Origin of the sequence: Hydrogenophaga atypica (assembly GCF_042665215.1) — a bacterium.
GTDB lineage: Bacteria > Pseudomonadota > Gammaproteobacteria > Burkholderiales > Burkholderiaceae_C > Hydrogenophaga > Hydrogenophaga defluvii_A.
The window spans coordinates 1-11,675 of the sequence record NZ_JBHTCA010000046.1; the positions used below are offsets into that span (position 1 = coordinate 1).

12 protein-coding genes and 1 pseudogene are annotated in these 11,675 nt (G+C 60.7%); 8 read left to right on the forward strand and 5 right to left on the reverse strand.

Features of this window, described 5'->3' with window-relative positions:
* Nucleotides 1–302 (forward strand): FCD domain-containing protein (locus tag ACFQPB_RS23040; protein WP_382228557.1); only part of this gene is annotated, 302 nt, incomplete at its 5' end.
* A gap of 372 nt (nucleotides 303–674) precedes the next feature.
* Here the strand turns inward: ACFQPB_RS23040 and ACFQPB_RS23045 are convergent.
* Nucleotides 675–1,133: an Rrf2 family transcriptional regulator gene (locus ACFQPB_RS23045; protein WP_382228560.1), complete on the reverse strand. Its 459-nt coding sequence runs from the start codon at nucleotides 1,131–1,133 to the stop codon at nucleotides 675–677.
* A 110-nt stretch (nucleotides 1,134–1,243) separates the two neighbouring features.
* Between ACFQPB_RS23045 and ytfE the strand changes: the two genes are divergently transcribed.
* Nucleotides 1,244–1,942, forward strand: coding sequence for an iron-sulfur cluster repair protein YtfE (ytfE, locus tag ACFQPB_RS23050; protein ID WP_382228563.1), 699 nt, complete (start codon nucleotides 1,244–1,246; stop codon nucleotides 1,940–1,942).
* A gap of 199 nt (nucleotides 1,943–2,141) precedes the next feature.
* Here the strand turns inward: ytfE and ACFQPB_RS23055 are convergent, their stop codons facing one another.
* Nucleotides 2,142–3,392 (reverse strand): type II toxin-antitoxin system HipA family toxin, encoded by a 1,251-nt coding sequence (locus ACFQPB_RS23055; protein ID WP_382228566.1) that lies wholly within the window; start codon nucleotides 3,390–3,392, stop codon nucleotides 2,142–2,144.
* A 395-nt stretch (nucleotides 3,393–3,787) separates the two neighbouring features.
* Nucleotides 3,788–4,660, reverse strand: a complete 873-nt coding sequence (locus ACFQPB_RS23060) for a LysR family transcriptional regulator (protein WP_156909542.1) — start codon at nucleotides 4,658–4,660, stop codon at nucleotides 3,788–3,790.
* Between the two features lie 163 nt (nucleotides 4,661–4,823).
* Here ACFQPB_RS23060 and ACFQPB_RS23065 point away from each other — a divergent pair, with 163 nt between their 5' ends.
* From ACFQPB_RS23065 to ACFQPB_RS23075, 3 genes are all read left to right on the forward strand, one after another.
* On the forward strand, nucleotides 4,824–5,792 hold the full coding sequence (locus ACFQPB_RS23065; protein ID WP_028604879.1) for a tripartite tricarboxylate transporter substrate-binding protein: 969 nt from the start codon (nucleotides 4,824–4,826) through the stop codon (nucleotides 5,790–5,792).
* A gap of 113 nt (nucleotides 5,793–5,905) precedes the next feature.
* The gene (locus ACFQPB_RS23070) at nucleotides 5,906–7,189 is read left to right on the forward strand and encodes a flavin-dependent oxidoreductase (protein WP_028604878.1); all 1,284 of its coding nucleotides are present in this window, start codon (nucleotides 5,906–5,908) and stop codon (nucleotides 7,187–7,189) included.
* Nucleotides 7,186–7,638, forward strand: a complete 453-nt coding sequence (locus ACFQPB_RS23075) for a DUF3237 domain-containing protein (RefSeq protein WP_036596104.1) — start codon at nucleotides 7,186–7,188, stop codon at nucleotides 7,636–7,638. Before ACFQPB_RS23070 ends, ACFQPB_RS23075 begins: the two co-directional genes overlap by 4 nt.
* Before the next feature lie 267 nt (nucleotides 7,639–7,905).
* Here the strand turns inward: ACFQPB_RS23075 and ACFQPB_RS23080 are convergent, their stop codons facing one another.
* Together ACFQPB_RS23080 and ACFQPB_RS23085 are read right to left on the reverse strand one after the other, a co-directional pair.
* Complete coding sequence (locus ACFQPB_RS23080; RefSeq protein ID WP_382228572.1) at nucleotides 7,906–8,250, reverse strand: RidA family protein; 345 nt, start codon at nucleotides 8,248–8,250, stop codon at nucleotides 7,906–7,908.
* 70 nt (nucleotides 8,251–8,320) lie between these two features.
* Nucleotides 8,321–9,037 (reverse strand): IS6 family transposase, encoded by a 717-nt coding sequence (locus ACFQPB_RS23085; protein ID WP_382203639.1) that lies wholly within the window; start codon nucleotides 9,035–9,037, stop codon nucleotides 8,321–8,323.
* A gap of 50 nt (nucleotides 9,038–9,087) precedes the next feature.
* On the opposite strand from ACFQPB_RS23085, the gene ACFQPB_RS23090 reads away from it, so the two are divergent.
* The 3 genes and pseudogenes from ACFQPB_RS23090 to ACFQPB_RS23100 form a co-directional block, all read left to right on the forward strand.
* A complete protein-coding gene (locus ACFQPB_RS23090; RefSeq protein ID WP_382228574.1) occupies nucleotides 9,088–9,258 on the forward strand; it encodes a hypothetical protein in 171 nt (56 codons plus the stop codon).
* Between the two features lie 12 nt (nucleotides 9,259–9,270).
* Nucleotides 9,271–10,680, forward strand: a complete 1,410-nt coding sequence (locus tag ACFQPB_RS23095) for an FAD-binding oxidoreductase (protein ID WP_382228577.1) — start codon at nucleotides 9,271–9,273, stop codon at nucleotides 10,678–10,680.
* 204 nt (nucleotides 10,681–10,884) lie between these two features.
* Nucleotides 10,885–11,544, forward strand: a pseudogene (locus ACFQPB_RS23100) (tyrosine-type recombinase/integrase); the annotation flags it as partial.
* Nucleotides 11,545–11,675: the final 131 nt, after the last annotated feature.

The following is an 11,675-nucleotide window of genomic DNA, read 5'->3' on the forward strand; positions in this document are numbered from 1 at the left end:
GTCGTGGAGATTTCCAGGGCGTCCGGGAGAACACCACGGCGTTTTATGAAGCCCTGTTCCGTTTGGCTGGGATGGACATGGCGTGGGAGGTGGTGCAGTCGCTGAACGCGCGCATCAATCGCCTGCGTGCCATGACCATTGGGTCAGCTGGACGGCAAAAAGAGGCCGCCGCGGAAATGTCACGAATCATCGAAGCGCTCAAAAGACGAGACGCCGATGCTGCTCAAAAAGCATCTGAGGATCACGTGCGTCGCGTAGCACAAATCGCTGCCAACTGCCTGCGCGAGTCCTCGCAAGCTTGAGCGGGCCTCATCCTGGCCACCAATCGCGACTTGGCTGCGGAGATGGGCGCTGAACGGCTTTGGGCCGACACATACTTCCGCCACAGGGTCTACCCGATGCCAATGCCAATGCCAATGCCAATGCCAATGCCAATGCCAATGCCAACGCCAACGCCAATGCCAACGCCAACGCCAACATTGTGAGGATTGAGCCTGCAGCCGGCGGTGGAGGCTACCCAAGGCACGCCTTCTGTTGCAGGCACTCGAACACCATGACCACAAATGGGTGCAGGCTGCACGCAACCTGCAGAGGGAGCGCGTCAACTTGATCAGACTGTCCAAGCGGCTGGGCATTCACGAGCTACCCCACGAGGGCCAACTCAGGGTGGCAACCTATGACATGTGCGGCCGTCCGGGGATGAACTTCAATTGATGGCTTCGATGCGCACCCGAAGTGGGTGCGACCAAGTCGGCCAACGTCACGCCGTCGAGCACTTCCATGTACCGCTTCATGGCTTCACGCAGGGCCGACTTGAGTCGGCAGTGGCCGTCAAGTCGGCACGTGTTGCGCTCGCTATCGAAACACTCCACCAAGGTCAGGTCACTCTCGGTCTGGCGCACCACATCGCCCACGACGATGGCGTCGGCAGGTTTGAGGAGCCGCAGGCCGCCGCCTCGCCCGCGCGTGGTTTCCAACAGACCCATGCTTGAAAGCGCCATCACGATCTTGGTGAGGTGGCTGCGCGAGATACCGTGCGCCTGGGCAATCTCACTCACTGTGGCGCGCTCCTCGCTGGCGGCGCAGTACATCAGTACCCGCAGGCTGTAGTCGGTCCACTGGGTCAAGTGCATGCCGCATCCTCCCGATGACCGATGTCCTTTTGGTTGGTTTGAATATTCATTTCAAATGAATTTTATGGGAAATAATATGAACTTCAAATGACTATTTAAGGACTGTCGCCATGAACACCGCTTTCGCACCCACCGAAGCCCTCGACCGAGCAAGCCAACCCATTGGGCAGATCGCCGTGGCGCTGCCCGGTGCCACCGCGATTTTTCGGCGCCTTAAACTCGACTTCTGCTGTGGCGGTCAAATCGCCTTGCAGCAAGCCTGCGACAACAAGGGTTTGGCAGTGGACGAGGTGCTGGCGGACCTCGCACGGTTGGATCGGCCCCAGACCCCGGTCGTGCCGCAGGCGCCGGCTGAGTTGATCGCGCACATCCTGGCGCGTTATCACGCGGTTCACCGTGAGCAGCTGCCTGAGTTGATTCGCATGGCCAGGCGCGTGGAGGCAGTGCACCGCGAGCATCCCGACGTCCCAAAAAGTCTCGCTGACCACCTGGAGTCCGTTTGGGCCGAGATGGAAGCACACATGGGAAAAGAAGAGACCATCCTGTTTCCGATGCTCTTGGCCGGCGTGCGGGGCGTGGTGGTTCACCCCATTGGCGTGATGCGCGAGGAGCACACCAACCACGGCGAGCAGCTCGAACGGCTGATGGCTTTGACCAACGGTGCCATGCCGCCTACGGGCGCCTGCAACACATGGCGCGCCTTGTACGCCGGGATCGCCCAATTCGCAGATGACCTGGTCGCCCACATTCACCTGGAAAACAACCAGCTGTTCCCACAGTTTGAACCCGTTCGCGCGGGTTGCTGTTGAACCCTAGTGGCGGCCGGTGTTATCCACACTCCGGCACTTGCCCGGCCGCCGTCAGCCAACTTACCAGCGTTATGTCAGTGCGCACCGCATCAAAATACATGCAGACATACCCAAGACCGCTCCCGCACAGGACCGAGGCACACCCACGCCGCCGCCATGAACACCTAAGCTGCGTGTCGATACGGCATGTACATGTCGTTCAACCCGCGTAGGCGCAGCCCTCGTTCCAGACCGGTGCCATCTGGGCCAACATCGCAGGTGGTATGCGCGAATCTCCTTTGGCCTCCCTCATGGTCTTGCGCATGGCATCGGCAATCTGAACGAGCACCGCTCCTGGCTGAGAAACGCCACACACGCGGCGACCGAAGTCCACCAATTCCTCGGTTGTAGGGTAGGCTTTTGTGTGGTTCTTGCCGGCAAACAACTTGAGCGCAAGTGTCCGATCTTCGAGCTCGGGTCCACCTGGGTACTGGGTGTACTTGTAGATGCTTGTCGTCACCACGTCGAACATGGGGGCCAACCAAACGTCAGCCGTTGAGCGGTAGAGCAGTCCAACGTTTTTCAGGTGCGCATCACCGTTGCGCACCATGACAGAAAACGCCACCTGTGCAAAGAACCTGTGCAGGTTGCTGCTGTGCAGCTGCAGTTGCCGCAGCAACTCGGCCACGCGCTGGTAGCTGCCCTGGTACTTGCGGTCGGACAAGATGTCGCGAACCCGCAGCCCGGCCAAGGCGGCGATGTCTTCGAAACCCAGCCGCTCCACACGTCCGTCGCCGTGGACAAGCAAATCGAAACGGTCGAGCACCAACATCTGTCCATCGTCCGAGAGCTCAAACGACGGCACATCGATGCCCGCGTGACGGGCGGCCGTCAGACAAAGAAACTCGTTGGCGGCCAGCCCCGCGTACGCAGGGCTGGCCGCCTTCACGATGAGAGACGGGATCGGTACGGTTGGCCGGTCCGGCACCATGATTTTGGGTTGCATGCCCGCTATGCCTGCGCCGGTGCTCAGGTAGGCGGCTATCAACTCGTTGAAGACCTCTGGGGTGTAGGCCGTCTTGAGCAATTCGCCTTTGCTCAAGCTGCGAGGCATGACTGGTCCGGGGTGGTCGGGCAAACTGAACCCCAGGCGGCCGATGCCATTGCGACCCACCAGCGCCAACATGTGCATCGGGGTCATGGGTTGCTTGGGGAACAGCTCCCGAACTTTCATGAACAAGTCGCCCTCGGGGAGGTTCTGGTCCATGGGTGGAAACAGGTCACCGTCCTGCCACGAGAGTCTTTCGTGGGGCGGCATGAGCAGCGCAACGGTTGCCTGTTCGGGGTCTGCCTGCAGATAGCGGAATTCGTAGGTCGACGCCCGGATCAACTGGCCGGCTCCCTCGGCGTCCCCAATGGAAACGTCCAGCAGGTGGCTTTCAGCAGAGAAGCAAACTTCCACGGTTTGCACGTCGCATCCAATCCGTCCAAGTTACGGCAGCCCGTGGACGTTGCATTCCGGTATCTGGGGCCATAACCCAATGACGGGCAACCTCTCTGCATCGATCGTCGCCCGGCTACTGACACTCGCCAAACAGCGAGGCGACGACAAGAAGGTAACCGTATTCACTCCCGTCGTTAAGCCGCGGATTCCTTCTGGCGCATGGAAGCCACCGAGCGCCACCTTGTGCTGCAGGCACTCGAAGCCCAAGGCCAGAACTGGGCACAGGCAGCTCGCGCTCTGCAGATGGACCGTGCCAACCTGGTCAGGCTGGCCAAGCGGCTGAATATCCACGACACGCGCTGGCGGGGTAATTGCGCTGGAAGAAGGTCGCCGGTCTATCGACCCGAGATGTCTTGGCGACCCTACCACCCACTGGCTATGAATTGCGCTACCTGCCTCACCGGAGAATCTGCCCGCCAGATGGCTGCCAGTTCGGTCTGCGGGGCATCCAGCAGAGGCACAAAATGCAGATCATCGGACCTGACTCGGCGCAGGTGCTCGGCGACGACGCACAGGCCTTCGCCGGCTGCACACAGTCCCAGCGCCACGTGGATCTGATTCGCCCCGATGTAAGACAAGTTGTGTCGCACCTCCAAGTCAAGGAACTGTCGGTACCAGCGATGCAGGCGGGGCGCCCCTTTTTCGTCGGGCAGGATCAAGGTGTAGGGTCTCAAGTCTTTCAAAGAGAGCTGTTTGCGCTTGCTCAGGGGGTGATCCGGGCTCATGGCCACCCACTGGCGGCGGCGTGAGACCACCCGACGCTCGATCATCTCGTCCGGCTCCGGGGAGTACAGAAACCCCATATCCAGGGCACCGTCCAGCACTTGCCGGGTCAGCGTCGATTCTTCGACCTCGACCACCCTGATCTGCAGCTTGGGGTGCGCCTTGCGCGCGGAACGAATGTGTTCGGGCAAGGGTTCGTACAGGCTGCCGGCCAGGCAACCCACCATGAAGGTGGCGCTGCTGGTGACCCGTTGCTTGCTGAAGCGCCGTCCGACCCAGTCGGCTTCGGCCACGATGCGATGGGCACTTTGCAGGAATTCCAGCCCCTCTGCCGTCAGCGATGCCCCATGGGTGCTGCGTGCCAACAAACGCACGCCAACCTGTTTCTCCAGCGTCTGGATCAGCCGCGTGAGCTTGGGTGCCGACATGTGAAGCGCCGCAGCGCTGCGCGAGAAGTTCAGCTCATCGGCCAGCCGAACAAAAGCACGCAAGGAAAGGAGATCGGTATCCATGGGCAACACAGCCGGTGCAACTGGGGTGGTGATCGTATTTCAAAAATAGCAATCGACTGTGAAATTATGGAATTCCATTCGCTGCTCGCCGATGCTTCAATCTTCTCATCGACCCACGGTGGGTTTGGTGAACTGGCAACCCCTTTTGTTGAATAGGTGATTCATGAACCGACGTACCCTGCTTGGCTGCACATGTGCATTGGCGCTGACCGTTCCATGGGCTGCCTTGGCCCAGCAAGCCCCATTGCGCGTCCTGGTGGGTTTTCCGGCCGGTGGCAGCACCGATGCCATCGCTCGTCACTTGGCGCAGGGGCTGTCCGAGCAATTGCAGCGCAGCGTAGTGGTGGAGAACCGCCCCGGTGCAGGCGGGCAACTGGCCGCGAATGCGCTCAAGGTCGCTGCACCCGATGGAAACACACTGTTCCTGTCCAACAGCCATGCGTTGGCCATGATCCCGTTGACCGTACGGCAACCGGGCTATGACCCTGCCAAGGATTTCGCCTCAGTGGGCATGGTGGCCATCTCCAACGACGTCCTGGCGGTCAATCCTGCCCTGGTGGGCGAGGTGCGCGACCTCAAGGGCTTGGTGCAGTGGGGCAATGCCAATCCGGGCAAGCTCAACGTCGGTGTGCCAGCGCCGGCAAGTGATCCAGATTTCGGTGTCCGAATCCTCGCTCGCGAATTCAAGGGTGATTTAACGTCGGTGCCCTACCGAGGCGATGGTCCTGTGATCCAGGACCTTGTGGCAGGCCAGATTCCGGCAGGCATTGGCTCGATCGGCGCCATGATGCAGTACGCCAAGAGTGGCAAGGTTCGCGTCATCGCTATGAGCGGTCCATCACGCCTGTCAGGCATGCCCGAGGTGCCCACCTATGTCGAGCAAGGCCTCAAAGGCTATGGCGTGAGCGGCTTTGTGGCCTTGATGGCACCAGCAGGTACACCAGCCGACATCATCCAGCGCTACAACCAGGCCGCTGCCAAGGTGGTGGCTTCGGCGGCCTTCCAGACCAAGGTCAGTGAGTTGGGCGTGGTGCCCACCACCAGCACGCCCGAGGAATTGGCCGTGCGCATTCGCGACACCACCACCGCCTTCACTTCCATGGTTGAGCGCTCGGGCTACAAGCTGCCCTGAGTCGGCAACCCTGGCCAATGATGGCACGGGATACCCATGCCCGGCCGTCGTCTCGTCTCGTTTCATCCCATTCTTTGATCAACCACGCCGCGCGTGCGGCGAAGGGGTAAGGCATGACTGTGCTCATCGTCGGCGGCGGTATCGCCGGTCTCTCTCTGGCTTTGACCTGCCACCAGATCGGGGTGCCATTCAAGGTCTTTGAGTCGGTACCCAAAATCAGTCCGCTTGGCGTGGGCATCAACCTGCAGCCCAGCGCGGTGCGCGAGTTGTACGACCTGGGCCTGGCGTCCCAACTGGACGAAATCGGCGTTCGGACCCGCGACTACGGCCTCTACACCAAGAAAGGTCTGCACATATGGACCGAGCCACGTGGCGTGGCGGCGGGCTACAAATGGCCTCAGTTTTCGGTGCATCGTGGCGAGCTGCACATGCTGCTGCTCAACGAACTGACCCGGCGTGTGGGCCCCGATTGCGTGGAGTGTGGGTGGAGTGGCATGGGGTTTGAGGACATGGGTGATCGCGTTGTGCTCAAACTTCGTGATCGCCAGGGCAATGAGCGGACCGAGTCTGGGGATGTGTTGATCGGCGCCGATGGTATCCACTCGGCGATACGGGCTCAGATGAATCCGAGCGAAGGCTCACCTGTCTGGGGTGGTGCGGTGCTGTGGCGTGGCACGACCCGTGCGCGCCCATACAAGACGGGCGCCTCGATGGTGATGATCGGGTACTCTGGCCTGCGATTTGTGGCCTACCCGATCTCAAGGCAAGACCCCAAGACCGGACTCGCCACCATCAACTGGATTGCGAACCTGAACTACGAGCCCGGACAGGCGTGGAACAAAGAAGACTGGAACCGGCAAGCGCGGCTGGAAGACTTCCTCCCCCGATTCGAGTCGATGAGGTTTGACTGGCTGGATGTGCCGGCAGTGATACGTGCGGCCGACAAGGTGTTTGAGTACCCCATGGTGGATCGCGATCCCTTGCCGCTTTGGACCCACGGCCGGGCGACCCTGATGGGGGACGCTGCTCACGCCGCCTACCCGGTTGGCTCCAATGGCGCAGGCTCAGCCATCATCGACGCCCGTAAACTCGGGCGCGCATTTCAGGACCACGGGGCGACGTCGGTGGCATTGCAACGCTACGAGGAGGAGATGCGTCCGGTCACGTCCAAGGTGGTGTTGACTAACCGCGTGGCGGGACCGGATCACATCCTGGATGTGGTGGAGGAGCGTTGTGGTGGCGAGTTCGCCAGCATCGATGAGGTCATATCTCACGATGAACTGGCGGAACATGCCCGGCGCTACAAGGCGATCGCCGGCTACTCGGTGGAGACCATCAACGAGTCACCAGCGACGCTGCGCCTGCATGAGCCCTGCCAACAGGTGCCCACGGCATGATGGCGCTCAAACCATTGATGGAGCTTGCCGTGCAGGTGGGTGAGGCACACGTGACGCCCAATGGTCCTTGCGGTGCGCGCCGCTTTGTCCCAGTCATCGGTGGCTCCTTCGTCGGAGAACGGCTGAGTGGGCGGATCCTGCCTGGCGGGGCGGACTTTCAGTTGATCCGATCGGATGGAGTTGCAGAGCTGGATGCGCGGATCACCTTGCAGCTGCCAGACGGCTCCAATGTCCAAATGCATGGACTTGGGTTGCGTCACGGGACTTCAGATGCGATGCGCCGGTTGGCGGCAGGGGAGGCGGTTCCGGCGTCTGCCTACTACTTTCGTCAGTCCATGCTTTTCGAGGCACCCAAAGGTGAATTCGACTGGCTCAATCGTTTACTGGCAGTCGGCGTCGGAGAGCGTCGGCCGGATGGAATTCGGCTGGCGATCTACGAAGTTATGTGAACGCACTGGCTTCGGCAGTAGTTACCGAACACCGGTGGCCGCCGTCACGGTTGAGGATCCGGTTCAGACGGAGAAGTGGTCGTTCAAAGGCACTTTTGCCGAATATTGGCATGGCTCTCGAATTTGACGAACGGGTGACTGCTATCGCAGCCCGTGAGCTGGATTTGCCCACCTGCTGGTCCATACATCATCGGCATTATTCAACAGGGGCAAAGAACACCACTATTCACGGGGAACGTTGGGACTTTTGATGCGACGAGGCAGAGCTCAGACCGCAGCCGTGATCACCACCTCGATCTTCCATTCGGGCCGGGCAAGCGCCGCCTGCACGGTGGCGCGCGGCGGGGTTTGACCAGGCACCACCCAGCAGTCCCACACCGCGTTCATGCCAGCAAAATCATCCAGGTCGGCGAGAGAAATCTGCGCCATCAGGATGCGGCCTTTGTCCGACCCAGCGCGAGCCAGCAAGGTGTCGATGCCGTCGAGCACCTGGCGGGTCTGACCGTCGATGTCCTGCGAGGCGTCGTGCGCCACCTGACCGGCCAGGTAAACGGTGCCGTTGTGCAAGGCGATTTCGGCCATGCGGGGGCCGACTTCAAAACGTTGAACCATGGGATTGCTCTCCAGGGTTGTGTCGCATTAGCCGAGGAGGGGCGTGCTGAATCAGTGGATGGCGTCGACCTCAGATTGCCAGACTGTAGAACTGCTGTGCCGCTGGCGTGACGACCCCTTTGGGGCAGCTCATCTGCCCCTTGCGGATCATGTGCATCGTCTCGACCCCGGCCAGGATTCGGCGGGCAGCCCAAAATGACTTGAACCCCATCATGGGCCTGATCCTCCGCTTGATGGCACGGTGGTCCTGCTCGACCACGTTGTTCAAGTACTTGGACTGCCGCAGTTCAATGGCCAAGCCGCTATCTGCGATCAAAGCTCTCACAGCAGCCGTGTTCGCCCCGCTCTTGTCGATGGTGATTTTCTCGGGGGCATCGTGCAGGTTGATGGCCTGCTCGAAAAACCGACGTGCTGCAGCCTCGTCGCGTCTTGCGGTCAGCAAGAAGTCCACTGTCAGGCCCATCCGGTCAACGGCCCGGTACAGATACTTCCACTGCCCGCCCACCAGGATGTAGGTTTCGTCCACTCGCCAAGAACCGTCCACCGATCGCTTTCGGGTGCGAAATACCGCAGTCAGCACGGGCAAGATCTTCAACGCCCAGCGATGGACAGTGGCATGGTCGACGGTGACGCCACGCTCGGCCATCATTTCTTCCAAGTTGCGCAGACTCAGCGGGTAGGCCGCGTACCAGCGAACGCACACCAGCATGATCTCCAGCGGAAAGTGCAACCGTTTGATCACGCGGCGCAGAGTCGAGTTTGCCAATTGGAGATGCAGTGGGGCCATGCCTTGATTGTCTTTGGGCGGCTTACTGCGACACAACCGTCATCGACACCTTGCAGAAAAACCTGACCGCAGTTTTGGCCCGCCCGGAGATCAAGGCCAAGCTCAACGAGATGGGTTCCGAGGTGGTGGCACTGCCGGCGGCTGCATTTGGTGAGCGCATCAAGAGCGAACACAAGCGCTACGAGGACATCGTCCGGCGCTTCAACATCAAGGCTGAGTGAGGCTGGCGGTCCATGTCCTATCTGGAAAAATTCGATCAAGCAGTTGGGTTATCCAAGCCTGCCGCTGACGCGCTGAGTAAGCTGTTCGGTAGTCGCTTCCAGACCGCGCAGGCGGTCCGAGATCACCACGGCCGAGATGAATCTCCGTACCCTTTGATGGCCCCGGACGCAGTGGTGCATGCACACAGCACTGAAGAAGTCTCAGCGCTCATGAAGTTGGCCAGTGCGCACAGATTTCCGGTTATTCCCTATGGCGCAGGTTCGTCGGTGGAAGGGCAGATTCTTGCGATCAGAGGTGGCATATCTCTGGATCTGAGCCAGATGGATCAGGTCATTGAGGTGCATGCCGACGACATGACGGCGACCGTTCAAGCGGGAGTGCGGCGACTCGCACTCAACGAATCGGTGCGTCACGCGGGTCTGTTTTTTCCAGTGGACCCCGGTGCTGATGCCACGGTCGGTGGCATGTGCGCGACGCGAGCCAGCGGCACTAACGCCGTTCGCTACGGAACCATGCGTGAAAATGTGCTCGCTATGACCGTCGTGCTGGCCGATGGCCGAGTGTTGAAAGTTGGTACGCGTGCGCGCAAGTCCAGCGCGGGCTATGACTTGACGCGCCTCCTGATTGGCAGCGAAGGCACACTCGGTGTCATCACAGAGGTTACGCTCAGGTTGCATCCACTGCCCATGGCGGTATCGGCTGCGGTTTGTACCTTTCCTTCGGTACAGCACGCGGTGCAGACAGCCATCGAGATCATGCAAAGCGGCATTCCGATTGCCCGTTGCGAGCTGCTCGACGCGAACGCCGTCAAAGCGGTCAACCGCCACGACCGTCTACAACTGCGCGAGGCCCCTATGCTGCTGATGGAGTTCCACGGCTCTGAATCGGGCGTACATGAACAGGCCGAATTGGTGGAGACGCTGGCTCAGGACAACGGCGGTAGCGCATTCGACTGGGCCACGGCACCTGAGGATCGGTCTCGCCTTTGGACCGCTCGTCATCACGCCTACCTAGCGGCGTTGCAGACCCGACCTGGCTGCCGCAGTGTGACCACCGACGCTTGCGTCCCCATCTCTGAGCTAGCGCACAACATTGACGCTGCAGTTTCAGATGCCGATGCAGCCGGAATTCCCTACTTCATCGTGGGCCACGTCGGCGATGGCAATTTCCATGTGGGTTATCTGATTGACCCTGACTCACAACACGAACGTGATCAAGCAGAACGCCTGAGCCACGATCTGGTGAAACGTGCCATTGCATGTGCAGGGACCTGCACCGGTGAGCACGGTATTGGTCTCCACAAGATGGAGTTTCTGATCGAAGAGACCGGCGATGACGCGGTGTCTGTGATGGCTGCGGTAAAAAGGGCGCTCGACCCGCTGGATCTACTCAACCCAGGAAAGATTTTTGTTGGGGCATAGTTGTTGGGCCCCTCGTAGGATCACCAATGGCCGGTTCCAGCGGCTGCGGCCGTCGCTTTGCAGAGTCTGGCGTCCGCTTTCAGCCTCAGGACTAAACCGCTCGCGCGGTAGTCTCCGAGCCTGGGTGTTTGGTTGACGGCGGAGGCGCACGTGCCGATGTTGTGAATCGAGGCAATTGGCCTCGTTCACGACAGGAGCACCATCATGAACGCACCCCATCCAGCGGTTTCGCCGTTGCGCCAGCGCATGCTCGAAGACATGCGGATGCGCAGGCTCGCGCCCAAGACGCAGACCGCCTACATCCGAGCCGTGCGCCGGCTTGCCGCGTACCTTCACCGGCCTCCGGATACAGCCACTGTGGAGGAACTGCGCAACTTCCAGCTCTACCTTGTTGACCAGGGCACGTCGCCCACCACCCTCAACGCCACCATCACCGGGCTGAAATTCTTCTGCGAGATCACCCTTGATCGTGCGGAGTTGACAGCAAAAATGCAGCCCGTTCATGTACCTCGCACGTTGCCAGTGGTGCTTAGCCGCGAAGAAGTGGCGCGATTGATCGCGGCAGCTGCCAACCTCAAGCACCAGACCGCGCTGTCGCTGGCCTACGGCACGGGTCTGCGCGCCAGCGAGGTGGTGGCACTCAAGATCGGTGACATTGACAGCCAACGCATGACGCTGCGCGTGGAGCAAGGCAAGGGCAGCAAAGACCGCTACGCCATGCTCTCGCCCGTGTTGCTGGAGCGCTTGCGGGTCTGGTGGCGCGTGGCCCACGCGCAGGGCAAGATGCTCGACGGCGGCTGGCTGTTCCCGGGCATGAACCCGGTCGAACCCCTCACCACCCGGCAGCTCAACCGCGCCATTCATATGGGGGGTCTCCTCGTTTTCAGTGCAATAAGTGACGGTACGCAAAGCTAGCACTGGCGCGGGGGTGGTCTGGGTAGACCGTTGATTTCATTGACTTTCCTGTTCGCTTTGTAAACGGGTATGGTGGCCTC

Bases quoted from the DNA above. Each gene is read 5' to 3' on its own strand.
- ACFQPB_RS23045 (WP_382228560.1), bottom strand. From the start codon at position 1,133: ATGCACTTGACCCAGTGGACCGACTACAGCCTGCGGGTACTGATGTAC.
- ytfE (WP_382228563.1), top strand. From the start codon at position 1,244: ATGAACACCGCTTTCGCACCCACCGAAGCCCTCGACCGAGCAAGCCAA.
- ACFQPB_RS23060 (WP_156909542.1), bottom strand. From the start codon at position 4,660: ATGGATACCGATCTCCTTTCCTTGCGTGCTTTTGTTCGGCTGGCCGAT.
- ACFQPB_RS23065 (WP_028604879.1), top strand. From the start codon at position 4,824: ATGAACCGACGTACCCTGCTTGGCTGCACATGTGCATTGGCGCTGACC.
- ACFQPB_RS23070 (WP_028604878.1), top strand. From the start codon at position 5,906: ATGACTGTGCTCATCGTCGGCGGCGGTATCGCCGGTCTCTCTCTGGCT.
- ACFQPB_RS23075 (WP_036596104.1), top strand. From the start codon at position 7,186: ATGATGGCGCTCAAACCATTGATGGAGCTTGCCGTGCAGGTGGGTGAG.
- ACFQPB_RS23080 (WP_382228572.1), bottom strand. From the start codon at position 8,250: ATGGTTCAACGTTTTGAAGTCGGCCCCCGCATGGCCGAAATCGCCTTG.
- ACFQPB_RS23085 (WP_382203639.1), bottom strand. From the start codon at position 9,037: ATGGCCCCACTGCATCTCCAATTGGCAAACTCGACTCTGCGCCGCGTG.
- ACFQPB_RS23095 (WP_382228577.1), top strand. From the start codon at position 9,271: ATGTCCTATCTGGAAAAATTCGATCAAGCAGTTGGGTTATCCAAGCCT.